Source organism: Nonomuraea sp. B12E4 (assembly GCF_039871825.1).
GTDB lineage: Bacteria > Actinomycetota > Actinomycetes > Streptosporangiales > Streptosporangiaceae > Nonomuraea.
On sequence record NZ_JBDPME010000037.1, the window covers coordinates 39,666 to 65,609 of the forward strand.

Below are 25,944 nucleotides of genomic sequence, written 5' to 3' on the forward strand. Positions count from 1 at the left end.
CGGCGTCCCCTTCGGGCGCCGGCCGTACCGGTCATTCGCCCGGATAGCGCAGGCCCACCTGGGCCCGCACGTCGTCCATCGTGCCCATGATCTGGCAGACCTCGTCCAACGGCAGCACCGGGCTCTCCAGCAGTCCCGCCCGCACACACCGCGCCACCTCCTCGGTCTGGAAGCGCAGCCCACTGCCCGGCACGGGGAACTCGTAGCGTTCCGTCGCGCCGGTGCGCGCGGTCAGCGTGAACGTCGTCGCCCGGTACCACATGGTGTCGATGTCGATGCGCGCGTCCGTCCCCGCGATCGTCGCCCGGTTGGGCAGCCAGGCCTGCATCGAGGTCGTCGCCACTGCCTGGCGGCCCCGCTCGTACCCGAGCACCACCGCGGTCTGCCCGTCCACCCCCGTGTCGCCGAAGTGCGCGGAAGCCTGCACGGAGGAGGGGCGGCCGAGCACCATGGACATGAACGACAGCGGATAGACACCCAGGTCGAGCAGCGCGCCGCCGCCGAGGTGCGGGTCGAACATCCGATGCGCCGGGTTCCTGCGGAACCACACGCCGTGCTCGGCGGTCACCAGCCTGACGTCGCCGAGCCGGCCCTGCGCGAGCAGCTCCCGGATCCGGACCATGTGCGGCAGGAAGCGCGTCCACATGGCCTCCATCAGGAACACCCCGTGCGAGCGCGCCAGCTTCACCAGCTCCTCCGCCTGGGCGCGGTTGACCGTGAACGGCTTCTCCACCAGGACGGCCTTGCCGGACTCGATGGCCGCCACCGCCACGTCCCTGTGCGCGGTGTGCGGCACCGCGATGTACACGGCGTCGATGTCGTCCGACTCCAGCAACGCCGCGTGGCCGGCGTGGAACCGGGGCGCGGATGTCCGCGCGGCGAAGGCCGCGGCCCGGTCGGCGGAGCGGGAGGCGACAGCCACCAGCTCGCCCTCGCCGGAGAGCCGCAGGTCGTCGGCGAACATGCCGGCGATGCCGCCGGTGCCGAGGATTCCCCACCGGAGCGGCTGGGATGCCCGAGCTTGCGTTGTCACTGCAACCACGTCTTTTTCGGAGGAGTTAGTTTGTCCAGCTCTGTCCACAGTTCGTCGGGAATGTCGAGCTCCGCGAGCTCCAGCGTCTGATCAAGGCGTTCCGGCCTGGTGATGCCGACGACGGTCGTGGTGATCCGCGGATCGCGCATGGAGAACTGCAGCGCCGCGGCGGCCAACGGCACCCCGGCCCGCTCGCAGGCGCGCCACATGCCGGCGGCGCTCTCCCGGACGTCGTCAGGCGCCATCCGGTACGCGTACCGCGGGGCCGCGTCGGGGCCCTTGACGAGCATGCCGCCCCCGAAGGGCGCCGCATTGAGCACGGCGACACCGGCCTCGGCGCACTGGTCCAGCAGCGGCTCGGCCGACCGGTCGAGCAGCGTGAACCGGTTGTGCGTGATGACCGACTGGAACACCCCGAGGCCCACGAAACGCTGCAACATGGCCACCGGCCCGCCGGCCACCCCAATGTGGTCGACGATCCCTTCCGCCTGGGCCCGCACGAGCGCCTCGACCGGGCCTCCGGCAGCCGTGGCCTGGTCGAAGGTGATGCGTTCCGGGTCGTGCAGGTAGACCAGCGGCAGGTGGTCCATGCCGAGGCGTTCCATGCTCTCGGCGAGCGACGCCCTGACCCGCTTGCCGGAGAAGTCGCCGCTCTCGTCGGGGTCGACCTTGGTGCTCAGCAGGAAGTCCCCTGGCACACCACCGATCTCGCGCAGCACCGCGCCGATGCGTTTCTCGCTCTCTCCCCCGCCGTAACCATTCGAGGTGTCCAGGAACCGTACCGGCCCGTCGAATACCGCACGCAGGGTGCGCAGGGCCTGGTCACGGTCCACCTCGTAGCCGTAGATGCCCGGGATGCTGCCGATCGCGCTGGTGCCGATGCACAGCGGCGGCACCATCAGTCCGGTGGAGCCCAGGGGGCGCTTGGTGAGCATGCTCCTCGTCCTTTCGTCGCGTCTTGCCCCGACTGCTCGTCGTACGGCGGGGTTCAGCCGCCGAAGCCGTCCTGAGCGTGAGCGCGCAGGTAGTCCATGTCGAAGTCCAGTCCCAGCCCGGGACCCGCCGGCAGCTTGAGCCGGCCGCCGCTGTTGTCCAGCGGCGTACGCAGGAACCGGTTGTAGGCCGCCAGGTCGTGACTGCTCGACTCGATGCGGTAGAAGTTCGGCACGGTGATCATCACGTGACCGCCGGCCACCAGGTTGACCGGCCCGCTCGCGTCGTGCGGGGAGACCGGCACGTAGTACGCCTCGGCCAGCGTGGCGATCTTCTTGAGCTCGGAGATCCCGCCGGTCCAGGTCACGTCGGGCATGACGAAGTCCGCGAGCCCGTTCTCGAGGACGGGGACGAAGTCCCACCGGGTGTGCAGGCGCTCCCCCACCGAGATCGGCACCCGCACCCGGTCGCGCACCTGCTTGAGCGCGTGGTAGCTCTCCGGCGGCACCGGCTCCTCGTACCAGTGGATGCCGCCGACCTCATCCAGGGCCTGGCCCAGCCGGATGGCCGTGGGGACGTCGAACCGGCCGTGCGCGTCGATCAGGAGCTCCACCCCGGGTCCGGCGATCTCCCTGATGAGCGCGGTCAACTCCATCGCCTCGTGCTCCCTCGCGCGGCTCAGCCGGCCGTCGAGGTAGCGGTCGTTGCTCTCCGGCTGGCCGGGTTCGTGCGGGAACGGGTCGAACTTGATGGCGGTGTGGCCGGACTCGACGATCTTCCTGATCTCGTCTTCGACCCCGTCACGGGTCTGGAAGCGGTGCTGGTCGGGGTGGGTGTAGAGCAGCAGGTCGTCCCGGACCGTGCCGCCGAGCAGGTCGCAGACCGGCCGGCCGAGCACCTTGCCGCGGATGTCCCACAGGGCGATGTCGATCGCGCTGGTGACGTTCGTCCCGGCGCCGCGGCTGCCCATGTAGGTGAACGCCCGGAACACCTTGTGCCAGATGTCCTCAATCTTGGCGGGGTCGTCGCCGGCGAGCAGTTCGGTGGCCTGGCCTACCATGCCGGCGACCGCGCGGTTGGCCGTGCGCGTCGTCGTGGTGATCTCGCCCCAGCCGTCGATGCCCTCATCTGTCCGCACCTGGACGAACAGGAACTCTCCCCAGTAGGAACCGCCCGACCGGATCAGCCAGGGAACGAGCTCCATGATCTTCATCCGTGCATCCTCTCGCTCGGCCGCCGCGTCAGGCGGTGGCGTCGCCGTCCGCGGCCGCGCGCGCTTTCCGCCAGAGCTCGTACTCGGGGCGCGCCTCCTCCGACAGGGGGTAGTAGGTGCGCAGGTCGCCGCCCTGCGACAGCCGCATGCGGGAGAACTCCTCCCACTCCGCGTGGCTGCCCGCCTCCTTCAGCAGGGCCGGGGCGAGCTTGATCGGCACGACCACCGCGCCGTCGTCGTCGGCGACGATGATGTCGCCCGGCATCACAACCGTGTTGCCGCATGCGACGGGAACGTTGACGGCCGTCGGGAAGATGTCGGTCTGCGAGTGGAAGTTCGGCGTCGTCCCGCGCAACCACAGCCCGAGGCCGAGGTCCCGCACCTTGCCGAGATCGCGGATGCAGCCGTCGACGACCACGCCGACGCCGCCCCGGCTCTTGAAGTAGATCATCATCATCTCGCCGAAGACGCCGCTGGCCATGTCGCCGCGCGCGTCCACCACCACGATGTCCCCCGGCCGCGTGTGGTAGAGGACGTGCCGGTGCAGCTGCTTCTCCGGCTCGGCGTACTCATCGACCTGGTACAGGTCCTCACGCTTGGGCATGAACTGGAGGGTCAGCGCGGGACCGGCGACGCAGGTTCCCGGTGTGAATGAGACCGGGCCGCGGATGTGCGCGCTGCGAACCCCGAGCCGGTTGAGCTCACTGCTCGCGGTCGCGCTTCCGATGGCCGCCAGACCGGCGACGAGTTCCTCGGGAGGGCGGACGATGTCGTGAGTCTCAATCACGTCGGTTCTCTTTCGGTCGTGAGCCGGGCCGGCGCCCAAGATTAGTTTCGGAAAAGTTTCGGCACTGTAGCTGCAGGTCATCGTAACCCCATCAGCGCCCGAGCGCGAGACCCGCGAACCGTTCCACCAGGTCGCCGTGCTGCTTCCGCCACTTCTGCGCAGGTCAATGTCGGTACGGGATCGCCGCAGGGAACGGCACTCGGGCCAGGACAACGGAGCGTAGGGTCTTGACGCCATATTTTCGCAGTCGTAACTTGGCTCGAACACAGTCGAAACTACATCCGACCGCATCGAAACTGCAGTCAAGTCCTCGCGGCGGCTTTCCGGTACCACCCCCACCAGAAATGGGTCGACATGAAGCGCAACTATTCGGTCGTTCTGGCGATCGCGGCGGTTTCGGCCCTGCTCGGCGGATGCGGGGGCGGGGGCTCGGGTGGCGGTGCTGCCGTTGGCGCTCCCGTTTCTGGGGGAACGTTCACCATGAACCTCGGCACCGACCCGGGGACGATCAACCCGTACAAGACGACGGGCGGCACCAACCGGCAGATCTTCGCCTTCAGCTACGACACGCTCGTCGCCCGGACGCCCGACGGCAGCGTCGTCCCGCAACTCGCCACGAGCTGGAAGGTGTCGCCGGACCAGGTCACCTACACCCTGCGCAAGGGCGTCACCTGCGAGGACGGCACCCCGCTCACCCCCAGCGACGTCGCAGCGGATTTCGACTACATCAAGGATCCCAAGACGCTCTCGCCCTGGGTCAGCCTCACCATCCCCCTGTCGTACACGGCGACCGCGGACGATGCCGCAGGCACCGTAACCATCAAGACCAAGACGCCGTTCGGGTTCCTGCTGGAGGGCGCCGGCTCGCTGCCCATCGTCTGCCCCTCGGGGCTGAAGAACCCCGGCTCCATCGAGCACGCCTCCAACGGCACGGGCCCCTACAAGGTCACCAGCTACGTTCCCGGCGACCACTACACGCTCGATGCGCGGCCCGGCTACGCGTGGGGACCGAACGGGGCCAAGAACTCGGCCGCGGGCAGCCCCAAGACCGTGAAGATCGCCTTTGTCCAGAACGAATCCACCTCCGCCAACCAGCTGCTCTCCGGTCAGGTCAACGCCGCCCAGATCACCGGCCCCGACCGTACCCGGCTGGACGCCAACACCACGCTCAAGCGGTTCGACGTCCCGGTGATGGTCGGCGAGCTGAACCTGAACGAAGCCGGGGACCGCGTGCTCGCCGACCCCCGGGTACGGCTGGCGATGGCGGCGGCGCTCGACCGCTCACAGGTCACCAAGGTAGGCACCAGCGGCCTGGGTCAGGTCGCCGACAACATGATGGTGGAGAAACCCGTCTCCTGCCCAGGGGACGAGACCACCGGCACGCTTCCCGCCTACAACCCGGGCTCGGCGAACCAGACCCTCGACGTCGCCGGATACACCAAAGGCGCCGACGGCATCCGCTCGAAGAACGGCAAGAGGCTGACCGTCAACCTGATCTACCAGGTCGGAGCGCCGCAAACAGTGTCCGCGGTCGAGCTGATCGGCCAGCAGCTCAAGGCCGTCGGCATCGGAACGAACCTCAAGGGCCTCACCCAGGCGGCCTTCCTCGAAGCGCTCTACACGACGCAGGACTTCGATGCCTACTACAGCGGGATCAACCTCGAGTTCCCCTTCATGATGACCGCTTACTGGGGTGGCGCGACACCGGACAAGGGCGGCCGCAACACCGGCAGCATCGTCAACGAGGACTTCGACGCTCTGTCGGCGAAGGCGCTGGCCGCCTCCGGGGCGAAGGGATGCGAGCTGTGGAAGCAGGCGCACCAAGCGCTGCTGAAGCGGGCCGACGTGCTGCCGATCTCCGTTGGCGACCGGCCCTTCTACACGTCGAAGGCCTCTCTGCAGACCGTCGGCCTGTTCGCGGTGCCGACGAGCCTGCGGTTGTACCAGTGACCGGCATGAGCACCGGCTACCAGGTCACCGGGGCGGAACCACGAGCGGACGGCCAAGCGCGGCAACAGGTCCGGGCGAGCCACCGCTGGATGGTGTTCGCCGGTCGGCGGCTGGTCAGGCTCGTGCTGTCGCTGCTGGTCCTCCTCGCGGCGACCTTCATCATGGTCCACCTCATACCGGGCGATCCGGTGCAGACCGCGCTGGGCGACCAGGCCACGCCGCAGATGGTCGCCCAGCGCCGGCACGAACTGGGCCTCGACCTCCCGTTGCCCGAGCAGCTCTGGCGCTACGTTCTGGGCGTCGTGACCGGCGACTTCGGACGGTCCATCGTGACCGAGGCTCCAGTCTCGGACCTGCTCACGACCCGGTTCCCGAACACGCTGCTCCTGGCCGCACCGGCGTTCCTGCTGGTCATCCTGATCGCCATGCCGGTCGGACTGCTCACGGCAGTGCGCACCAGGGGCGGCCGCGGCCGGCACGTCCGCGGCTGGTTCGTGAACGTGACCGGCCTGCTCAACTCGATCCCCGACTACGTGCTGGCCACCGTCCTCAGCCTCGTGTTCGTGGTGACGATCAAGGCGTTTCCCGCGGCGGGCAACGACCAGCTCAGCTCGTACGTGCTCCCCGTCGTGGCGCTCGTCGCGGGCCCCGCGGCCTCGCTGTCCCGGATCGTCAGGGTAGAGGCTCTCAAGGTGCTCGACGCGGAGTACGTCAGGGCCGCCAAGGCGCGCCGGCTGCCGGCGGTCCTGCGTACCTGGCGGTACGTGCTGCCGAACATGATGACCGCCTCCCTGACCTACGGCACCATGATCCTGGCCGGCCTGATCGCCGGAACCGTACTGGTGGAGAATGTCTTCGGCTGGCCCGGGATCGGCACGGTGATCTCGCAGGCGGTCATCCAGAAGGACTATCCGCTGATCCAGGGCATCCTGCTCGTCCTCGGCGCCACCGTACTGATCCTCAACATGGTCGTGGACGTCGTGCTCGGCGTGCTCGATCCGCGATCTCGCCTGGGGGAACTCTGACATGACCGCTGCGATGACGTCTTCCCGGGGCCATCGTCTGGGCCGCGCGGTGTCCGGCGGCGTTCCCCTGGTCCTGGTCCTGCTCTTCGTCTTTCTCTCGGTCGCCGCCCCGTCGATCTGGGGGAACGACGCGTCCGCGAGCAACGTGGCCGAGGCCAACCAGTCGATCAGCGCCGCGCACTGGATGGGCACCGACGACCTGGGACGCGACATCCTGGCCAGGACGGTCGTGGCGACGCGCAACTCACTGGTGCTCGCCGTACTCGCCACGATCGTGGGCGGCTGCGTCGGCATCGGGCTCGGGCTGCTGTCCGCGATGTCCCGCCGGCTGAGCCGCGCCCTCGGTGCGGTGATCAACGTGCTCATCGCGTTCCCCGCGCTCCTATTGGCGATCTTCTTCGCCGTGCTGTTCGGGATCGGCTCGGTGGGCAGCGTACTCGCGGTGGGCGCCTCGTTCGCACCGGGCTTCGCTCGTATCACGCAGACGCTCACGGCGTCCGTGGTGTCCAAGGAGTACGTCGAGGCCTCCCACGTGCTGGGCCGGGGCCCGCTCTACCGGACGTTCCGCCACATCTTGCCCAACATCGCGGAACCCATCATCCTGTACTCGACCATCCACATCGGCACGGCGGTCCTGGCGCTCTCTGGCCTCAGCTTCCTCGGGCTGGGCGTCCAGCCGCCCGTATACGACTGGGGCCGGTTGCTCAACGACGGACTCACGCGCATCTACGTGACTCCGGGCGTGGCGATCGCACCGTCTGTCGCGATCGTGCTGGCCGGCCTCACGTTCAACCTGGCGGGCGAGCGGCTGTCGGATCTCATCGGCGGCCGCCGCTCCGCGCCCCCTGCCCGCCGCCGCGAATCGCGCCCGGCGGAACCGTCGCCGAGCCTGGCGGGCGGCTCCCTTCTGGACGTGCGCCACCTCCGCGTCAGCTACCCAGCCGCGGACGGCCGCCTCACCACGCCCGTCCGCGATGTCTCCTTCTCGCTCGCCCCGAAGGAAAGGGTGGGGATCGTCGGCGAATCCGGGTCAGGCAAGAGCATGACCGCGGCCGCAATCGCCCAACTCGTCGAGGAACCCGGCCATGTGGAGGCGGAGGCACTGCGCTTCATGGACGCCGACCTGCTCGCGCCGGACAGGGCCACACAGCACCTCCTCGGCCGCAACATGGCCATGGTCTTCCAAGACCCCGGTGAAGCGCTGAACCCCGCGATCAAGATCGGCACGCACCTCATCGAGCCAGCCGTCATTCACCTTGACGAGAAGAAGCAGGACGCCAAACGCAAGGCGCTGGACGCCCTGCGGGCGGTGGCCATCACGGACCCGGCTCGCCGCTACGAGCAGCATCAGCACGAGTTGTCCGGCGGCATGAAGCAGCGGGTCGGCATCGCCATCGGCCTGATGGGCGAGGCCCGGCTGCTCATCGCGGACGAGCCGACCACCGCGCTGGACGTGACCGTGCAGCGGCAGATCCTCCGGCTCATCGACCGGCTCGGCGAGCAGACGGAGGCGGGCCTGCTGTTCATTTCGCACGACATCGCCGTCGTGTCCGAGCTCTGCGATCGGGTCATCGTGATGTACGCGGGCTTCATCGTGGAGGAGGCGAAAACCGGCAGCCTGCTCGCCTCGCCCGCTCATCCCTACACTTCGGTCCTTCTCGCGGCCAGCCCGCGCATGGGGCTCGACAAGAGCGAGCCGCTGATGGCCATCGACGGCCGCATGCCGGGCCCGGACGCCGACCTGCCCGGCTGCTACTTCGCGGCGCGCTGCCCCCATGCCGACTCCACCTGCCTTTCGAGCCGCCCGCCCCTGCGGGTGCTGGCCGACGGCCATCGCGCCGCCTGCTGGCATCCGCTGACGGAACCTGGGAACGCGCCGACCCCTGAGGGAGTGACAATCTGATGGCCGGCCTGTCGGTCGAGAACCTCACGGTCCGCTATGGCGCTGTCACGGCCGTCCGCGGCGTCTCCTTCGACGTCGCCGACGGCTCCGTGCTCGGCCTCGTGGGCGAGTCGGGCTCCGGCAAGAGCACGGTTGCCCGCGCTCTCGTGGGGCTGACGCCGTCGGCGGGAACCATGAGGATCAACGGTGCCGACCTGTCCTCCCGCCAGGCGCGCCGCAGAGTGCAACTGGTCTTCCAGGACTCCCGTAGCTCGCTGGACCCTCGCTTCACCGTGGAACAGTGCGTGATGGAGGGCCTCGTGGGGTTCCGTCGGCGGGACGCCTCCGCGCGAGTGGCCGAGCTGCTCGACCTGGTCTCCCTGGATCCCGCCATCGCCCGATCCCGTCCGGGGAACCTCTCCGGCGGCCAGCGGCAGCGGGTGGCGATCGCCAGGGCGCTCGCGGCCCGCCCGGACGTGCTGATCGCCGACGAGGTGACCGCCTCCCTCGACGTGTCGGTGCAGGCCGTCGTGCTCAACCTGCTGCGCCGGCTCCGGGCCAAGCTGGGGCTGACCATGGTCTTCATCAGTCACAACCTCGCCGTCGTGCAGTACATGTGCGATGAGCTCGCCGTGATGTTCAACGGCCGCATCGTCGAGTTCGGGCCTGCCGACGAGGTGATCGAGCAAGCGGAGCATCCGTACACGCGGTCCCTGCTGGCCGCCATACCGGAGATGGGGCAGCGCAGGCTGCTGTCGGAGTCCGCGGTGGAGGCCTCGACGGTCACCGATCCGCCCCCTTCGGGAGGGTGCGCCTACCGCCTGCGCTGCCCGATCGGACCGGCCGCGGACCCGGAGCGGGAGATCTGCCGGACGCTGGAACCGGCCGCCACGGCGGGACGTGTGCATCGAGCCGCTTGTCACTTCGCCCGTGAACGGGACGAGTCGATCGTCCCACGCGCCTGAACCCGGTTTCGTCAGCCTGCCGGCCGGGCGGTGCTGGCGCGGACCACCAGCTTCGTGGACAGCTCGACGCGGCCCTGCGGCAGCTCGGCACCCTCCTCGTGAGCGAGCAGCGTCCGGATGGCCAGCGCGCCCAGCTCCGCGATCGGCTGCCGCACCGTCGTCAGGGCCGGCGAGATCCACTGCGCCACCGGCACGTCGTCGAAGCCCACGACACTCATGTCACCGGGTACGGACAGCCCCCGCTGCTGGATCGCAGCATAGACACCGGTCGCCTGCTCATCGTTCGCCGCGAAGATCGCCGTAGGCGGGTCGGACTGATCGAGCAGGGCCAGCGCCGACTTCAAGCCGGAGGAGTAGTGAAAGTCGCCGTGCTTGACGAGCCGGTCATCGGCGGGAATGCCCGCCCGCTCCAGCGCGGCCCGATAACCGGCCAGCCGGGCCTGACTGCAGAGGAATCGCATCGGGCCGGTGATCGTCGCGATGCGCCGGTGGCCAAGATCGATCAGGTGCCGGGTGGCGGCCATCCCACCGCCCCAGTTGCCCGCGCCCATCGATGGGCTGTCGGAATCGAAATCCCCGACGGGATCGACGAGGATCACCGGCACGCCGAGCTTCGCGATCCGCTTGTGGTCGGCCGGCGACAGCTCCGACAGCGCGAGTACGATGCCGCGGGAGCCGCGATCCGAGACGTCCTCCAGCCACTGCTGGGCCTGCCCGGGTCCGCTCTCCAGCACCGAAACGACGATGCCGACGCGCGCCGCCCGTGCCGCGGCCTCCCCACCGCGAATCATTTCGGCGGCCCAGGGCGTGCTCGCGTCGTTGAAGAGCATCTCGATCAGGCCGCCGCGTCTCTTGGCGGTCACGGCCCTTTTTGTGCGCTTGGTCGGGACATAACCGCGCTCGACCAGCATCGCTTCGATCTGGGCCCGAGTGGCCGGTGCCACATCCGCACGGCCGTTGAGCACCTTCGACACGGTCGCACGCGAGACGCCGGCTTCGGCGGCGATATCGGCGACGGTGACTCGCCGTTCGACTGAGTCAGACACCAAGACATGCTCCATTGCGGAAACCGGGCTTCACTGTCGCAGCCACCATCGTAGGGGCCTTGAGGCAGCCGTCGCAGACGCGCAGGCGTCGCGGGCAAGCGGCATGCCGGCGCCCGAGACCTCCGTTCACATCCATCCGCCGTCGACGATCCAGTTCTGTCCTGTACACATCGCGCTGTCGTCGGCCGCCAGCCACAGGACCATTCGCGCGACGTCGGCCGGCATGACGTGGTCGCGCAGGGACTGGGACTTTCTGACCTTTTCCAGCGTCTCAGGGGTGGCCCACAGCGAGAGCTGCTTCTCGGTGAGAACCCAGCCGGGGATGATGCAGTTGACCCTGATCCGGTCCGGGCCCAGCTCCCGCGCCAGGGTGCGGGTCATGCCCTCGATGGCGGCCTTGGCCGCGATGTACACCGGCAGCCCAACGAAGTCCGCGTGCGCGCTGATCGATCCGAGGTTGATGATCGACCCGCCGCCGAGCTCGCGCATGCCGGCGATGACCGCCCGGATGGCGAAGAAGTGATGCCGCAGGTTGACCGCGATCCCGTTGTCCCAGAACGCCTCGTCGACCGCCTCGGTGTCGTGGCGCTCATCATTGGCGGCGTTGTTGACGAGGATCGAGATCGGCCCGAGCTCGGCCCCCACCGCCGCCACCGCCGCCTGCACCTGCTCGACATCGCGGACGTCAGCGGGGACGAACACAGGTTTCGGGCAGTCCCAGTCATCCATCCGGTCGAGCAGCCGTTCCGCCCCCGCGGCGTCGATGTCGGCGAAGCCGACCCGGACGCCCTGCGCCGCGAGCGAGGCGACGAACTGCGCTCCTAACCCGGTCGAGCCACCGCTGACGAAGGCGACCCGGTCGCGCAGGCTGGGATAGACCGCGTAGCGTGGGGAGCATGCCTCGGCGGTTTGTCGTGCGATGGTCATGGCGACTCCCAGGGCAGAACCACGCCACGGCCGACTGAGCCATTGGTCAGGTCGGCGAAGGCCGCGTTGATGTGGTCCAACGGATAAGTCCGGCCGATGAGCGCGTCCAACGGCAAACGGCCGGCGAGGTACAGGTCGAACAGCCGGGGCAGATCGATGAGCGGATTGGCGGAGCCGTACAGGCTGCCCACCACCCGCTTCTCCCGTTGCACCAGCAGGTTCAGCGGTACGGCGAACGTCGTCCCGACCGCGCTCAGACCGACCGCCACGAGCGTCCCACCAGGACGGAGCACGTCGATCGCCGTCTCCAGCGTGGCCGGACGGCCGATCGCCTCGATCGCCCACTCGACCCCGCGGAGCCGGATGCGCCGGATGGCGGCGGCGACATCCTCGCTGGAGGCATCCACGGTATGCGTGGCGCCCAGCCTCGCCGCCATGGCGAGGCGCTCGGCGACGACGTCGACGACAATGATCGGATTCGCGCCGACGAGCACGGCGCCGAGGACGCTCGACAACCCGACACCGCCCGCCCCGAATATCACGACACCGTCGCCGGCGCACTCACCCACGACGTTGAGCACGGCGCCGACGCCGGTGATGACGGCGCAACCGGCGATCGCGGCGATCGCGGGCGGCACCGCCGGCGGCACCGGCACCACGGCACGCTCGGACACGACGCAGTATTCGGCGAAACAGGACACGCCCAGCAGATGATGGACTCGTGCGCCGTCGACGCGCAGGCGTGTGGTCCCATCGAGCAGGCCCCCCGAGCCTGCTTGGATGCCCGCCGCCTCACACAGGGCCGGCCTGCCGGCCAGGCAGTACGGGCACTGGCCGCACCGTGGCCGCCACATCAGGCACACCCGGTCCCCGACCTCCAGTCCGGTGACACCCGGGCCCACTTCCTCGATCACACCGGCGCCCTCGTGCCCCGGCACGACCGGCAGCGGGCTGCGCAGATCGCCGGACAGGTAGTGCTGGTCGCTGTGGCACACACCGGCCGCCTCGACCCTGACCAGGACCTCGCCCGCGTGCGGCACGTCAAGCTGCAGGTCACGAACGACAAGGGGGCTTCCGAGGCTTTCCAGCACCGCGGCTTTCATCTGACCCTCCGATCGCCATCGCACCTGGTCGGCGAACGACAAGACGGGCGTAGTCGTCCCGGCAATGTGCTGCTCAGGTCTGAACTCGATCGCTGTAACGGTAGATGTCACGAACACATGTCGTCAATAGTTTCGGAATCTTCGGGCTGCGATGTCGCTGGACACTGGACCCCGGTTCGACCGTCCGCCACCCTCAAACACGCTGGACCACTCCTAATAGTCACCCGTGACATGCTGATATGCCGGTCTCGAACGCCGCTCCCCCATGCGTCCACCCGGGTTCAGACGCTTCGAAACTCGGGTCTGCAGGATCGCAACTAGCAACACGGAGGCCCGCGTCTTCCCGCCGAAACCTCTTGCCTCTGCCTGGTCTGGGCGGCCCTGCAGACGCTCGGCTGAGATACCCCAGCCGAGCACCTGGCTGTGCTTCTCTCCACCGGCGGCCAGGCCCCTGACCGGGCGAACTCGGCGGATCGGCCTGCGGCGTCGGTACAGCGCGTCGGATCGTCGCGACGTTTCTCGGCAATCCTTTCCGCCACCGCACCAGCTAGGCCGGGAGGGAGAAACCCTCGGGCGGCGAGCCTTCGGCGAACGACATCCGCACCCGAGCCGCACTCTTCCGCATCTCCCGGGCCCGCCGATATTCGGGAGAGTCGTACCACTCCCTTATCCGGTCCATGTCGGGGAACTCGATGACCAACAGGCGTGAGAAGTCCCAGGCGCCCTCGACCGGCTCGGGAGTGGGACCTGCCACAAGGTAACGCCCGCCGTGGCTGAGGATGGACGGCTGGGCCACGGCGGCGTAGGCCAGGCCGGCCTCTTGGTCGAGCACATCGACTCCGACGATGACGTAAGCGGACATGGTTCCCCACTTTCTTGGAAACGGCGTGTAGTTTCGACACGCCGGAACCTAATGCACTCCTGTAACCTGGGTCAACATGAGCAAGGAGAAGGGCGAACGCGTCGTGGCCGTGATGAGCCGCCGGGAACGCCTGCGGGCGGAGACGAGCCATGAGATCAAGGCCATCGCGCTGCGGCAGATGGCCGACGGAGGGCCGGGGGCGATCTCGCTGCGCGGCATCGCCCGCGAGATGGGGATGACACCACGCGCGATCTACAGCTATTTCCCCACCCGAGACGACCTGATCACGACACTGATCAGCGAGATCGCCGCCTCGCTCGCCGAGTCATTGGAAGCCGCTAGCAACGCCGTGCCCGACACCGATCCCGGCGGCAGGCTGATGGCCTGGGGCCAAGCCCTGAGGGAATGGGCGCTGGCTCACCCGGAGAGTTTCCGACTCTTCTACGGCCAGCCCATCCCCGGCTACCAGCCCCCCGAGGACGGGCCGGTGGACCGGACAGCACGCCGAGTGTGCCGCGACCTCACCCGCCTGGTGGCCACCGCATGGCCGCACGCCCGGCACCACCAGCCCGAGGACACCTCCTGGTCCGATCTTCACCCGGACTACGTCGCCAAGATCCAGGCAGACCTCCCAGACGTGCCACCTGCCGCGGCAGCGCTCGCGCTGCGCGTCTGGGGCCGAATGCACGGCCTGGTGGCTCTGGAGATCGACGGCCACATCCATCCCGTCGCAGGCAACCCAGCCGCGCTGCACCGCGCCGAAATGCTTGACCTGGTCAGGTCACTGGGCCTGGCCTAGCAGTCTGCGGGCTCGAAGAACCGGGCTCCCGCCCGTCACCACGACGTGGGCAAGACCACCAAACGCGCCGCAACGCTCACCGAGCACCGGAACAGGAAGGGGCCGCTGCTTGTCGAGCAGCCGTTCGTGTAGCTGGTGCGGCCGGTGAAGCCGGCCAGATCGGCCGGGAGCTCGGCCGGGACGGCCATGGGGCGGTCCGCAGGCGACTCGAGCGCGGCTCCAGAGTGGACGGGGTCGGACCGCAGGATAACCTGCTGCAGATGCTGGAGTGCGGGGCCAGTTCGAGTCCGAGTTCGTCGGCCAGGAGTTGCCGGGCCCTCTGGTAGGCCTCCAGCGCCTCCGCTTGGCGATCGGATCGGTACAGCGCGAGCATCAGCCGGGCGTGGAGTCCTTCCCACAGCGGGTGCGAGGCCACCCACCCAGCCAACTCGGCAGCGAGGTCGGCGGCGCCGCGCCGGTCTGAATCCAAAGGCTTGGCGCGGGCTGCTCACCGGGTGCACCCGGCTGTGCTGGCGCGCCGACTTCGACTGGACCGGGCTGCGCATCCTCGCCTCCGCCCAACTGCGACACGGCGCGATCCCCTGGCGGATGGGGGCGGCCGACTACTTCGCCGGGCTGGAGCTGGGCGAATCCACTCCACTCACCGGCAGCCCCGCGGCCAGCCTCTGGGACCAGGCCCTCGCCGACGCCATGGCCGCCGCCGGCCGCGCGGTCATGGAGGAACGCCTCATCCCCGCGCTCCTCGCCGACCTGACGCGAACCAGGTGAACCATAGCCGTGCCGAGGCGATCACTAGGCGGCCTCCTGCGGGGCGTTGATGCGCCGTTGTGATCTTTTTCGGACTGGTTGATGTAGGCGACCGTGGGGACCTTGGGCAGTCGCGGTGTCTGCGGGTGAACCGCTGAGGGTTGGCGCCCCCGGGTAGATCCGCGCTCGACGGCGGTACGCGCCTCCGGTTCGGGGCGCAATTGCGTGAAGTGTCACGGCGACCTGCATGCCTGGGCAGGCTATGCCCGTCATCGGCCTGCCGGGCCGGTGGAGGACTGTGGTCGGAGCCCGTCCGCCAGGACCGTGACGAAATCGTGCGCCAGCGCTGGTGGGGTGGCGCTTGAGCGCGCGATGGCGTACACCACCTCGCCCAGCATCACGGTGACGACGGCCGGATCGATGTCGGTCCGGATCGCCCCGGCCTCCCGCGCCCGGTCGATCATGCCGAGAAGGGCTTGGTGGAGAGCGGAGCGCCGTTCGGCTGTCAAGGGGATCTGCAGGTGAGTGAGCTGCTCACTCATGACCCAGTGGGCCGCCTGGAAGTCGATCAGGTCCAGCAGGAAGCGGCGTAGGGCCGCGGCCGGGTCGGGTTCGGTCAACGCCTGATGGGCGCGCTGGATGAGTGGGTCGAGCAGGTCGGTCACTGCCGCGTCGATGAGTGCGTCCTTGGTGCCGAATGCTCGCACGATCGTTGCCGCTCCCAGTCCGGCCTGGCGGGCGATGGCCTCCACGGTGATAGTGACCCCGGATTGGACGAGCAGCGTCTTGGCGGCCTCCAGGGCAAGCCGTCGGTTGCGTACGGCGTCGGCTCGGCGGGGTTGTTCGGCGGTTGACATCTGAAATGGCCGTTCCATATTCTCAACTGGAGTGTTCATTTCAGATAGCGTATGAGCCTGAGGAGGGCCCATGCAAGCACTGCTCAGCGACCCGGACGCCCCTGCCGGTGTGCGGTTCGGCCAAGCTCCCGAGCCGGTGCCGCAGGCCGGCGACGTCCTGATCGAGGTGGAGCGGTTCACCCTGGTCGCCCGCAATCTCGATCACGCGGCCGGTCTGCCGCCGGGGAGCATCCCGGGATTCGATGCGGTCGGCGTGGTCCGGCGGGCGGCCGAGAACGGCACCGGCCCCGCGCGGGGCACCCGAGTGGCGACGATGATGACCGGAAACGCCTGGGCGCAGGTACGTGCCGTTCCCGCAGAGGAGTTGGCGATCGTACCGGATCAGGTCGACCCCAGCCACGCCGCCACCTTGCTGGTGCCGGGCGTGAGCGCGCTACGAGCCGTGCGGCGGCTGGGCGGGGTGACCGGTCGCCGCCTGCTGGTCACCGGGGCCGGGGGCGCGGTCGGGCACTTCGCCATCCAGCTGGGCCGGCTCGCGGGTGCCCACGTGACCGGCGCGGTGCGCGATCCCGGCAGCCGGGACAGGCTGCTGGCCTTAGGGGCCGATGAGGTCGTCACCGGGCTCGACCAGGTGTCGGCTCCGGTGCACGGCGTGATCGACTCGGTAGGCGGTTTGCTGTTGGGTCAGGCTTTCGACCTGCTGGTGGAAGGCGGTGTGATCCAGCAGATGGGCGCGAGCTCGGGGCAGCCGAGCACGTTGGCCCCTTATCAGATGGTTGGGCGACGCCGTGCCATCGAAGGGTTCTGGGCGGGCGACCAGATCGGGCCAGATTCGGCCTTTCTGCTCGACCTGGTCGCCGGCGGCAAGCTGGTCCCACTGGACGGCGAGTACGCCGAGTGGCGCGACATCGATGCGCTCGCCCAGCGGCTGCGAGCGGCCGACCGGCCCCGCCGGATGGTGGTGGCGGTCCGATGAACCGGCGCATCCTGATCTCCGGCGCGAGCATTACCGGACTCACCCTCGCCTACTGGCTGGCCCGGCACGGTTTTGAGCCCACGGTGATCGAACGCGCTCCGGGTCTGCGCGGCGGCGGCAACGGCGTCGACGTCCGCGACCAGGCAATCGAAGTGGCCGAACGAATGGGCATCATGTCCCGCATCCAGGCGGCTCGGGCCGACGTAGTGGGCATGGCGTACGTGGACGACGCCGGCCGCAACCTGGCCCGGATGGTCATGCAGACCGGCGGAGACGAGGTCGAGATCATGCGCGGCGACCTGGCGGCCATCTTGCACCAGAACGCCCGCGACGGAGCCGAGTTCGTCTTCGGCGACTCCATCGCCGGCATGATCCAGGACGCCGACGGTGTGATGGTCACCTTCGACCACGGCGGCCCGCGCCGGTTCGACTTGGTCATCGGGGCCGACGGCATCCACTCCACAGTCCGGAGGCTCGCCTTCGGCCCGGAGCAGCGCTACCTCCGTTATCTGGGACACTATTTCGCCTTCGCCGACGCCGATCCCGCCCTGGGCGAGAACCGCTGGGTGACCGCCTACAACGAACCCGGCAGGATGGCCGGGATCTACCGCTCGGGCAACCACGCCGGGGGCAAGGCCAACTTCATCTTTCGCCGGCGTGACCCGGTGACCTTCGACCACCGCGACAGCGAGCAGCACCGGCGTCTGCTGGCCGAGGCTTTCGCCGGCATGGGCTGGCGGGTGCCCGACCTGCTGGCCGGCGCGTTGGCCGACCCCGACCTGTATGTCGACTCGCTGGCCCAGGTGCGCATGCCGGCCTGGTCGTCGGGCCGGATCGCCCTTGCGGGCGACGCCGCCTACTGTGGCTCGCCGGTGTCGGGCTGCGGCGCCCGGCTGGCCATGATCGGTGCCTACCGGCTGGCCGGCGAGCTCGCCGCCGCCGGAGGCGATCACAAGGTCGGCTTCCGCCGCTACCAGGAGGGCTTCACCGGCACGGTCCGACGGATGCAGCAGGTCGGCCCCAACCTGCGGCTCGTGGTCCCCAGGAGCCGACTCGGCGCCGGCATCAGGAACGCCATCGTAAAGTCGCCGCTGCTGGACTCGCTGGCGGGAATGGAGCGCATCCTCAGCCCCAAGAGCACCCGGCCGCTGCCGGACTACCAGCGGCTGGCCGTCACGCGCTCCTGATAGCGGGTTCGCCAGCGGGGGCTCGCCGCCGGGCGGCCTGGAGGAGCCTCACCTCCGGGTCGGGTAGGACCGCCGCATTGCTGCGGCGGTCCCCCAAAGAACCGTGTGTGCGACTCGTCGCCGCACACGGCTCAAGCAAGTCGGGTTAGCCACGAGGGCATGAGGACAGGGAACTTCCCATCCCTGTCCCGGATTAGGAAACGCGCCCGGCAGCCCGCATCGTCCAGGTCCATCACCAGGTTCTTCATCCCCTGGGTGACGCAGTGCGCGCTCAGGTGCGCGGTAATGCCGAGCACGCGGACGCCCTGGTGGCGTGCTCGATGACGGCCAAGATGTACTGGCGTTGCCCGTTCATGGTGACCGTCTCGAAGAAATCGCGTCGGGCCTCGGCGAGGCGTTCGTCCGGACGGTGCAGGAGGAGATCGGCCAGGACGTAGGCAATGCCGGTGCCTCCTCCGGCGAGGTACGGTTGCGCGCCTCGCCGCCCTCCGACGCGCAGCCTCCCGCCGGGCGACTTGACACACCGATCGAGGTCGCGCTGAAGCAGTGCAGCGGCAAGGTCGAGGAACGCCACGTCCTCGGTCCGCTCGTACAGAAGCTCACCGCCGGGTCGCTTGGTCGAGCTCAAGGGGTCGCCGACGTGGTCGCGCTGCTCGCGTCGCCGTGCTCGGGGGTGGCGACGGCAGCCGACTTCGCAGGGGACGACGGCCAGTTCAAGGAGGTGTAGCCGGGCAACTCAAACTGGCCGCCGGCCATCTTCTCCCCCATCTTGGCCATCGAGCTGAGCAGGAAGCGCCGCTTGAACAGCTGATTGCGCAGCCAGATGCCCTTGCGGGTGCGCGGTGCCAGGAAGGGGCCGGCCATGTTGCCGCCGGCGGACTTGATGAACGGGCGCATGGTCTCCTCGTAGCGCTCGAAGGCCGTGCCATAGTCGGCCCGGCTCAGCTCGCCCGCCAGCACATAGGCGGCGACCAGGGCCAGGCCGGTGCCGACGCCGCCGAGTGTGTTGGCCGCGGCGGCGTCGCCAAGCAGCACGATCCGGCCCTTCGAGAAGCGCTCAATGGCGACCTGGGCGATGGTGTCGACGTAGATGTCCTTCGCCCGGGCCAGCTTGGCCAGGATCTCGGGTGTCCGCCAGCCCATACCGCGGTAGGCGTCGATCAGGATCTGCTTCTGCTCCGCCACCGAGTAGCGGTCGTAGGTCAGCTCAGGCGAGGCGAAGCAGAAGAAGGCGGGTGACTTGGGGCCGCCGATAGAGACGAGCCTGCCTGGCTCGTTGTACATCACCGGCTCGTCCACGACACGCTCCATGTCCACCAGCGCGTAGTAGTGGCCTGTGTTCCTGAAGTAGTTCGACTCCGGGCCGAAGGCGAGGCGGCGCACGTTGGAGTGGATGCCGTCCGCGCCGACGACCATGTCGAAGGTCCGGGGCGCACCCCTTTCGAACGTCACGTGGACGCCCGAGGCGGTCTCCGTCAGCGAGGTGATCGAGTCGCCGAAGACATACTGGCACGTGTCACGAGTGCGCTCGTAGAGGATCTCAGCCAGGTCGCCGCGGAGAATCTCCAGGTCGCCACCAGTGAACCAGCCCGGCATGACCGTGATCCGCTTGCCGTACGAGTCGATGACCGTCTGGTCGGTGCTCCCGGTCTGGCGGCGCTCGACCTCCTCCAGGATGCCCATACGCCGCAGGAGCTCCAGGTGGGTCTCGCCCTTGAAGTCAATGGCCTGGCCGCCGGTGCGGAGGACTGGGGCCTTCTCCACCACAGTGACCATGGCACCGGAGCGGGCCAGCCAGTAGGCGAGGGCGGGGCCTGCGACGCTGGCGCCGGAGATGAGGACTGACATGTGCTTGTTTGTCATGGCCCTACTCTCGGAAGCCCCGCTGACAGCACACTGCCTATCCGCTGACAACTTCCTCGATCGTTGTCAGCGCGTCCTCGCGGCTCATCGCCGCACCTGTGCCGAACTGCTCGGCGAACGCCTCGGCGCCGATCGCCGCGGTCGCTTCGGCGGCGACCCTGGCCACGTCGGGGTCGCCTGCGAGGGCCATCCCGCGAAGCGCGACGGCGATGCCTAGCAGCAGGGCCGCCTGCCTCGGTGGTACGGCTTCCGCCAGTCCCTCCACGGCGGCGGCCAGGTCGGCGACCATGAAGGACTGCTTGGCGACCGACACCGCCTCCCGATGCAGCTCGCCCGCCCGTTCCAGCCGAGCCAGCTCGGTCAGCCTGCGGGCCTGCTTCCCCTCCAGGCCGAACCCTCCGGTCGGCTCCGGCACCATCTCCAGGAGGCGGCGTGCCTCGTCGGGATCCCCCTGGAGCCTGGCCGCCTCGGCCAGGCCCAGAAGCGAGGCGGCAGGCAGGCCCGCCTGTCTGGCGTATTCATCCGCCCTGCGGAAGTCCTGCACAGCGACCTCAGGCTTGCCTTGGCGCAGGCGGGCCTCGGCCCGGCGCCCGAGCGCCTGCGCGCACTCCTCCACGGAGCCGAGTTCCTTCAGCATCGCCATCGCGTCCCGCCACAGCTCGCCGGCCCGCTCCCACTGCCCGCGCCAGCTCGCCAGCACGGCGAGGCCATCCATGGCCTGAGCCATCCCCCAGCGCTCACCGACCTTCCGGAACCGGTCGAGGACTTCGGACAGCTCCCGCTCCGCCTTGGCCGGATCACCGGAATGCATGGCCAGCAGTGCGCTACCCAGCCGCTCCATGGCCTCGCTCCACGGGTCGCCACCGAGGAAGGGCGCGTCGGCCTCGAAGCCCATCGGCCCGACGAGCATCCCCCACAGCGGAGCCAGGAACGGATGGCGCAGGGGCCAGCGTGTCGCCCGTAGGATCTCGGCCGCGCGCTCCCAGTGCTCGGGCGCGGCGTGCGGTACGGCGTGCAGCACACAGGCCACGTACTCCTCCTCCAGCCCTGGGCGAAGCTCCAGCAGCTCAGCGGCCGGCTCGCCCGCCCCACTGCGTCGCCCGCTCAGCCACCAGTAGGCCGCCAGGGCGGCGACCATGCGCTGCCCGGTCTCGGGGTCGTGGCGCAGCGCGGCCATCAGGTTGTTGTACTCGTCGGACAGCCGGGACAGCCAGACGAGCTGCTCGGCCCGCCTCAGATGCGGATCGGCCTCCTGTGCCAGTTCCAGGTAGTAACGCGCATGCTCGGCCCGGATGTCGTCGGTCAGGCCAGAAGCACAGAACAGGCGGATCGTCTCGAACATCCGGTAACGACCGCCCTCGGCCACAACCAGTGACTTATCCACTAGGTCAGTAATATCGCCGCAAATCGCCTCCACGGCATCGAGCGAGGCTCCGCCCGCGAAGACCGAGAAGCGCGTGGCCAGCTCCTGCTCCTCGGCGCTCAGCAAGTCCCAGCTCCACTCCACCACCGCGTGCAGGGTCTGGTGCCTGGCGGCAGCCGTACGGTCCCCCCGGGAGAGTAACCGGAACCGGCCGTCGGCCATCAGCCGGGCGGCGATCTCCTCCACCGGCAAGAACCGCAACCGAGCGGCGGCCAGCTCGATCGCCAGCGGCAGTCCGTCAAGGGTCGCGCAGATGGAACCCACCGCGTCGAAGTTGTCCTCGGTGACCTCGAAGCCTTGCCGTACGGCGACAGCGCGGTCGGCGAAGAGCTGGATCGCCGAGGCGGTGCCCAGGGGTGCCAACGGCATGATCGTCTCGCCGGTCAGGCCGAGCGGCTCGCGGCTGGTGGCAAGCAGGCTCAGGCCAGGGCATGCACCGAGCAGGCGGCGTGCCAGTGCGGCGGCAGCGTCGATGACATGTTCGCAGTTATCCAGGATGAGCAGGAGTTCACGATCTGAGAGCGCAGTCACCAGCCGGTCAACCGGGCTCATCCCCGGCACGCCTGCGTCGCGGACGCCTAGTGCGGCCAGCACCGCCTGGTCCACATGCTCGGAAATGGGCGACAAATCCGCAAACCATGTCTCACGAGCGGACCGCCTGGCGGCTTCGATGGCGAGCCGGGTCTTACCCACCCCACCTGGCCCGACCAGGGTAATCAGCCGGGCGTCCCCCAGCGCCTCAAGCTCCCGCTCCCGCCCCACGAAGCTGGTGAGCTGCGCCGGCACCCCGCGCCGCCGAGGTTTCTCGGCCCGGAGAATACCCAGATGGATCTCCGTCAGCTCTGGTGAAGGGTCGGCACCGAGTTCCTCCACCAGCAAGCGCCGGGTCTCGTCGAAGACCGTCAACGCCTCCGCCGGCCGCCCGGCGGCGTGCAGGGCTCGCATCAGCAACCCGACCAGCCGCTCGCGCAGCGGATGCCCGGCCACCAGTCGCTGTAGCTCGGCCACCGACGTGCCCTCGGGCAGGGCCAGCTCGGCCTCCGCCAGATCTTCCAAAGCCGCCAGCCGGAGCTCCTCCAACCAGGCCAGCTGTGCCTGGCCGAAAGGCAGATCGACCAGCGCGGGCCCACGCCAGAGGTCCACCGCCTCGCGCAGCAGCCCGCGCGCCTCCCGGAATCCACCCGAGGCCAGCAACCGCCGCCCATCACCGGCCAGCTGCTGGAACCGGTGCACATCCACATCCAGCGGATCGATCGCCAGCCGGTAACCCACCCCGTCGAACTCCACCGGCAGGCGCTTGCGCAACCGCGAGACCTGCGCCTGGATCGCGTTGGCGGCCCCGGCGGGCGGATCCTCGCCGTACTGCCCGTCGATCAGCTGCTCCACGCTGACCACCCGGCCCGCGTTCACGAGCAAGATCGTCAGCAGCGCGCGCGGTCGTGGCCCGCCCACCGCGAGCTGCTCTCCGGTGTCGGAGCGCACGTCCAGGGGGCCGAGGATGCCGAACCGCATGGCCGACATTCTCGCATTCCTCGTATTGCCCCCTTTGAGCCCGTGCCGGACCCACCCACCGCCCAGAACTCTCCCGTCCACGCCCCCAGCAGGCTTCCGGCCGGCAAGTTGACCACGACCGTCCCAGCGCGGCGGACACTGCTGCTCGGTCCGCCGCGGAGGGGCAGCAGATCAAGCACTGGCAGCGGGGGGACCCTTGGCGCGACGCTCTTGATCTCGTGGGACTGATGCTTGGCCGTCCTGGACCCGCTCAGCCTTCGGGGGCACGCGCTCAAGTTCGGTGGCACAAGACACCTACAGTAAGCGCATTCCCGCAGGCCAGGATGGGCACGGTACACGGCCGCGCGAAGGACCTTGGCGTACGTCTCGGCACCGGTGCGGCCCGCCTCTGATCTTGATGTCGAGTGCGGCGACGACCATGCTGGTGCTGTCGGTTATAATGCAGGCATGGGTTGCTTCGCCGCTATGAACATCCGCGCCGCCGCCTAGCGGCGGTATCGCGGTTGCCGTAAACCGCGGCCTCATCGCCTGCCCCGCTGGGGTCAGTGCCAGGGCGTACCGCCGGATCGGTGTCCCGCCGGCAGCCCAATCGCGTGTCTCGCTGTGCTGCCGGATCGTCCTGCGTGATCCGGAGACCAAATCCATGTCGCAGCGGTTCCATCCAACGCACCAAGATCCTTTCCCTCACACGTCAGAGGCGTTCCTCGCCGGCGCCGACAAGCCGGCCGCAGCCACCGCGCAAGCGAAGCCGAACCATGACGGGCAGCCCGAACCCGCCAGGCTTCTCCTGATGGTCGGGCTCCCCGGCGCTGGAAAGACCACCCGGGCCGAAGAACTCGCCGCGGCGCACCGCGCGCTGCGACTGACCCCGGACGAGTGGATGATCTCCCTGTTCGACGGGTCACAGCCCGACGGCAAGCGCGACCTGCTGGAAGGACGGCTCATCACACTAGCCCTGCAAGCGCTGCGACTGGGCACCAACGTCGTGCTCGACTTCGGGCTCTGGAGCCGCGACGAACGGTCGGCACTGCGCTGGCTGGCGGCGTCGGCCGGGGCGGCCTGCCACGTCATCTACCTGCCCATCGACAAGGACGTCCAACGCGCCCGGATCGCACACCGCCAGGCAACCGCACCGCACACGACATTTCCGATGAGCGAGGCGGACATCGACACATGGCGGAAGCAGTTCCAGGCACCAGATGCCGCCGAACTCGGCGGCGGCGACATCCCCGGCCCGCCACCGGGATGGCTGGGCTGGCCGGAGTGGGCCGCGGACCGATGGCCCTCGCTCGCACACGGCGATGCCTCCAAGGCGCGGAGGCGAGATCGGCCAGCGGCCGAGTGACCGATCCGTCGGGCACCGGCAAGAGTGTGTCCACGCCCGGGTCCGCGGAGCCTGGCGTGGACACGGTCGGCCAGGACACGAGCACGCCCCACCAAGAAGGAGTCAACTACCAAGGCGGGGACCTTGATCCGGCCACCAGCGGCGACCCGCACGCACCTGGCCATTGACAGGGGGATGCGGCACTCACCGGCCCAGAACGTCTGAGCCATGGCTCGGCAGCGCCTGCCGCCTGAATTGGCTGGCCGAGATGCCGTAGGCGCGGCGGAAGGCTCTGCTGAAGTCCGAGGGGTGGGAGAAGCCCCACCCGGAGGCGATCGCCTGGATGGGGACATGACGCAACGCCGGATCGATCAGGTCGTGGCGGGCACGCTCCAGGCGTTGTGCCTTGATCCATGCGGTCACTCTCAGCCCCTCTTCCTGGAACAGCCGATAGAGGTAGCTGGTGGAGATGTGATGCGCCGCCGCCAGAGTCTGAGGTGTCAGATCCGGCTCACGCAGATGCCGTTGAATGAACGTCTGGATGCTCAGGACGAGGGCGTGCCGGCGGGGTCGGCCTTTCACGTTCGTCCCGTCGGACTCGAGTGCATGGAGCAACAGCGCGGAGATCAAGCTTGCGAGCGTCATCCCCAACCGTGGGCCATCGGCGGGCCGCAGGCTCGGCACGCTCTGGTTGATGCTGGCGGCGAAGTCGGTGAGCAGGCCGCCGATCCCCTCGGTGGCGGACAGCGGACGGCCCAGCAGTCTGTCCAGGTGTTCGGCCGGCAGATTCAGCAGGGACTTGGGGACCGTGATGCACGTGGCCCGAAAGGCGGGCCCGTCATCTGGAGGCCATACATCGCAGGCCACAACACGTGTGGGGTCGTGGATGAGCAAGTCTCCAACGCCTGCGCTGGACCGCCGGTGCTCCCCGACGACCTCCAGCCTCCCCTCCAGCGGGATCAGCAGATGGTACGACTCTGCGGACTGCGGGTCAGGGCCGTGACCAGGGAACCGCCAGATATGCGTCGGGGAGATGGTCTTCGTCATCAATCGCAGGCCGCCGAGCGATACCTCCCGGTTGTCCATTCGTACCTCCTCGCCACCGACATCTGCCGGCGAGCCAGAGTTACGGCACTGGGCACGGCATCCGGCAGGAAGCCTGCGGGCCAGAAATATGTCCTCAGCGTTGGAAGGTCGGCCAGGCGGAGTGTTCTTTTCGGAACCGCGCTCACCGATTCCCACATCCTGGAGGCAGCGCGCCTCGGGACTGCCGAGTTCGTCGAACGACACTGCCTTGGCTCTCATCACCTGCATCCCCTCAACTGCTCGAATATGGCGATGTTTCTTCAGGTCGTCCCCGCCCAGAAACAGAACGCCTCAGAATTACCTGGCCCCACGGCCACCGGCCGCGTCCATGATCGTGGTGTATGAGAAGACCACTCGTAATCCGGCGAATTCTTAAGCGGTAATCGCCTCAATATTCACTTTAGCATCATTCGTCTCATTCGTCTCATTCTGGGTGTCGGCGTG

Annotated in this window: 23 protein-coding genes; 9 read left to right on the plus strand and 14 right to left on the minus strand. The window is 68.9% G+C overall.

Features of this window, described 5'->3' with window-relative positions; genetic code table 11:
• Positions 1-31: 31 nt before the first annotated feature.
• From ABGB18_RS44095 to ABGB18_RS44110, 4 genes are read right to left on the minus strand one after another with little or no spacing between them, the layout of a single operon-like run.
• The gene (locus tag ABGB18_RS44095; RefSeq protein ID WP_347701674.1) at positions 32-1,033 is read right to left on the minus strand and encodes a Gfo/Idh/MocA family oxidoreductase; all 1,002 of its coding nucleotides are present in this window, start codon (positions 1,031-1,033) and stop codon (positions 32-34) included.
• Complete coding sequence (locus tag ABGB18_RS44100) at positions 1,030-1,968, minus strand: aldo/keto reductase (RefSeq protein WP_347701675.1); 939 nt, start codon at positions 1,966-1,968, stop codon at positions 1,030-1,032. Before ABGB18_RS44100 ends, ABGB18_RS44095 begins: the two co-directional genes overlap by 4 nt.
• 53 nt (positions 1,969-2,021) lie before the next feature.
• Entirely contained in the window at positions 2,022-3,179 is a 1,158-nt protein-coding gene (locus tag ABGB18_RS44105) for a mandelate racemase/muconate lactonizing enzyme family protein (RefSeq protein ID WP_347701676.1), read from the minus strand.
• 28 nt (positions 3,180-3,207) lie between these two features.
• Positions 3,208-3,966, minus strand: a complete 759-nt coding sequence (locus tag ABGB18_RS44110) for a hypothetical protein (protein ID WP_347701677.1) — start codon at positions 3,964-3,966, stop codon at positions 3,208-3,210.
• Between the two features lie 480 nt (positions 3,967-4,446).
• Between ABGB18_RS44110 and ABGB18_RS44115 the strand changes: the two genes are divergently transcribed.
• The 4 genes from ABGB18_RS44115 to ABGB18_RS44130 are packed head-to-tail and all read left to right on the plus strand — an operon-like array spanning position 4,447 to position 9,788.
• Positions 4,447-5,916, plus strand: a complete 1,470-nt coding sequence (locus ABGB18_RS44115; RefSeq protein WP_347701678.1) for an ABC transporter substrate-binding protein — start codon at positions 4,447-4,449, stop codon at positions 5,914-5,916.
• Positions 5,917-5,921: 5 nt separating this feature from the next.
• Positions 5,922-6,941 (plus strand): ABC transporter permease, encoded by a 1,020-nt coding sequence (locus ABGB18_RS44120; RefSeq protein WP_347701679.1) that lies wholly within the window; start codon positions 5,922-5,924, stop codon positions 6,939-6,941.
• Between the two features lie 13 nt (positions 6,942-6,954).
• The gene (locus ABGB18_RS44125; protein ID WP_347701680.1) at positions 6,955-8,844 is read left to right on the plus strand and encodes a dipeptide/oligopeptide/nickel ABC transporter permease/ATP-binding protein; all 1,890 of its coding nucleotides are present in this window, start codon (positions 6,955-6,957) and stop codon (positions 8,842-8,844) included.
• Positions 8,844-9,788 carry an ABC transporter ATP-binding protein gene (locus tag ABGB18_RS44130; protein ID WP_347701681.1) on the plus strand — a complete coding sequence of 315 codons (945 nt, stop codon included), beginning with the start codon at positions 8,844-8,846 and terminating at the stop codon, positions 9,786-9,788. Before ABGB18_RS44125 ends, ABGB18_RS44130 begins: the two co-directional genes overlap by 1 nt.
• Positions 9,789-9,799: 11 nt before the next feature.
• Here ABGB18_RS44130 and ABGB18_RS44135 read toward each other — a convergent pair whose 3' ends face one another.
• The 4 genes from ABGB18_RS44135 to ABGB18_RS44150 form a co-directional block, all read right to left on the minus strand.
• Positions 9,800-10,849 (minus strand): LacI family DNA-binding transcriptional regulator, encoded by a 1,050-nt coding sequence (locus ABGB18_RS44135; protein WP_347701682.1) that lies wholly within the window; start codon positions 10,847-10,849, stop codon positions 9,800-9,802.
• A 111-nt stretch (positions 10,850-10,960) separates the two neighbouring features.
• Complete coding sequence (locus ABGB18_RS44140) at positions 10,961-11,761, minus strand: SDR family oxidoreductase (protein WP_347701683.1); 801 nt, start codon at positions 11,759-11,761, stop codon at positions 10,961-10,963.
• Positions 11,758-12,864, minus strand: coding sequence for a Zn-dependent alcohol dehydrogenase (locus ABGB18_RS44145; protein ID WP_347701684.1), 1,107 nt, complete (start codon positions 12,862-12,864; stop codon positions 11,758-11,760). Before ABGB18_RS44145 ends, ABGB18_RS44140 begins: the two co-directional genes overlap by 4 nt.
• A gap of 547 nt (positions 12,865-13,411) precedes the next feature.
• Positions 13,412-13,726 (minus strand): DUF1330 domain-containing protein, encoded by a 315-nt coding sequence (locus ABGB18_RS44150; protein WP_347701685.1) that lies wholly within the window; start codon positions 13,724-13,726, stop codon positions 13,412-13,414.
• A 76-nt stretch (positions 13,727-13,802) separates the two neighbouring features.
• Here ABGB18_RS44150 and ABGB18_RS44155 point away from each other — a divergent pair, with 76 nt between their 5' ends.
• Complete coding sequence (locus tag ABGB18_RS44155) at positions 13,803-14,525, plus strand: TetR/AcrR family transcriptional regulator (protein ID WP_347701686.1); 723 nt, start codon at positions 13,803-13,805, stop codon at positions 14,523-14,525.
• A 76-nt stretch (positions 14,526-14,601) separates the two neighbouring features.
• Here the strand turns inward: ABGB18_RS44155 and ABGB18_RS44160 are convergent, their stop codons facing one another.
• Entirely contained in the window at positions 14,602-14,940 is a 339-nt protein-coding gene (locus ABGB18_RS44160) for a BTAD domain-containing putative transcriptional regulator (RefSeq protein WP_347701695.1), read from the minus strand.
• 89 nt (positions 14,941-15,029) lie between these two features.
• On the opposite strand from ABGB18_RS44160, the gene ABGB18_RS44165 reads away from it, so the two are divergent.
• Positions 15,030-15,293 carry a DUF2399 domain-containing protein gene (locus ABGB18_RS44165; RefSeq protein WP_347701696.1) on the plus strand — a complete coding sequence of 88 codons (264 nt, stop codon included), beginning with the start codon at positions 15,030-15,032 and terminating at the stop codon, positions 15,291-15,293.
• A 248-nt stretch (positions 15,294-15,541) separates the two neighbouring features.
• Here the strand turns inward: ABGB18_RS44165 and ABGB18_RS44170 are convergent, their stop codons facing one another.
• Positions 15,542-16,129, minus strand: coding sequence for a TetR/AcrR family transcriptional regulator (locus ABGB18_RS44170; RefSeq protein ID WP_347701687.1), 588 nt, complete (start codon positions 16,127-16,129; stop codon positions 15,542-15,544).
• Between the two features lie 70 nt (positions 16,130-16,199).
• Between ABGB18_RS44170 and ABGB18_RS44175 the strand changes: the two genes are divergently transcribed.
• Together ABGB18_RS44175 and ABGB18_RS44180 are read left to right on the plus strand one after the other, a co-directional pair.
• Positions 16,200-17,105 (plus strand): zinc-binding dehydrogenase, encoded by a 906-nt coding sequence (locus ABGB18_RS44175; RefSeq protein WP_347701688.1) that lies wholly within the window; start codon positions 16,200-16,202, stop codon positions 17,103-17,105.
• Positions 17,102-18,292, plus strand: a complete 1,191-nt coding sequence (locus ABGB18_RS44180; RefSeq protein ID WP_347701689.1) for an FAD-dependent monooxygenase — start codon at positions 17,102-17,104, stop codon at positions 18,290-18,292. The genes ABGB18_RS44175 and ABGB18_RS44180 overlap by 4 nt, the downstream gene beginning before the upstream one ends.
• Positions 18,293-18,563: 271 nt before the next feature.
• On the opposite strand, the gene ABGB18_RS44185 is transcribed toward ABGB18_RS44180, so the two are convergent.
• From ABGB18_RS44185 to ABGB18_RS44195, 3 genes are read right to left on the minus strand one after another with little or no spacing between them, the layout of a single operon-like run.
• The gene (locus ABGB18_RS44185; protein ID WP_347701690.1) at positions 18,564-18,866 is read right to left on the minus strand and encodes a hypothetical protein; all 303 of its coding nucleotides are present in this window, start codon (positions 18,864-18,866) and stop codon (positions 18,564-18,566) included.
• A gap of 50 nt (positions 18,867-18,916) precedes the next feature.
• On the minus strand, positions 18,917-20,155 hold the full coding sequence (locus ABGB18_RS44190; protein ID WP_347701691.1) for an FAD-dependent monooxygenase: 1,239 nt from the start codon (positions 20,153-20,155) through the stop codon (positions 18,917-18,919).
• 37 nt (positions 20,156-20,192) lie between these two features.
• A complete protein-coding gene (locus tag ABGB18_RS44195; RefSeq protein ID WP_347701692.1) occupies positions 20,193-23,090 on the minus strand; it encodes a BTAD domain-containing putative transcriptional regulator in 2,898 nt (965 codons plus the stop codon).
• A gap of 790 nt (positions 23,091-23,880) precedes the next feature.
• On the opposite strand from ABGB18_RS44195, the gene ABGB18_RS44200 reads away from it, so the two are divergent.
• Positions 23,881-24,435: an ATP-binding protein gene (locus tag ABGB18_RS44200; RefSeq protein ID WP_347701693.1), complete on the plus strand. Its 555-nt coding sequence runs from the start codon at positions 23,881-23,883 to the stop codon at positions 24,433-24,435.
• Positions 24,436-24,618: 183 nt separating this feature from the next.
• On the opposite strand, the gene ABGB18_RS44205 is transcribed toward ABGB18_RS44200, so the two are convergent.
• Positions 24,619-25,728: a helix-turn-helix domain-containing protein gene (locus ABGB18_RS44205; RefSeq protein WP_347701694.1), complete on the minus strand. Its 1,110-nt coding sequence runs from the start codon at positions 25,726-25,728 to the stop codon at positions 24,619-24,621.
• Positions 25,729-25,944: the final 216 nt, after the last annotated feature.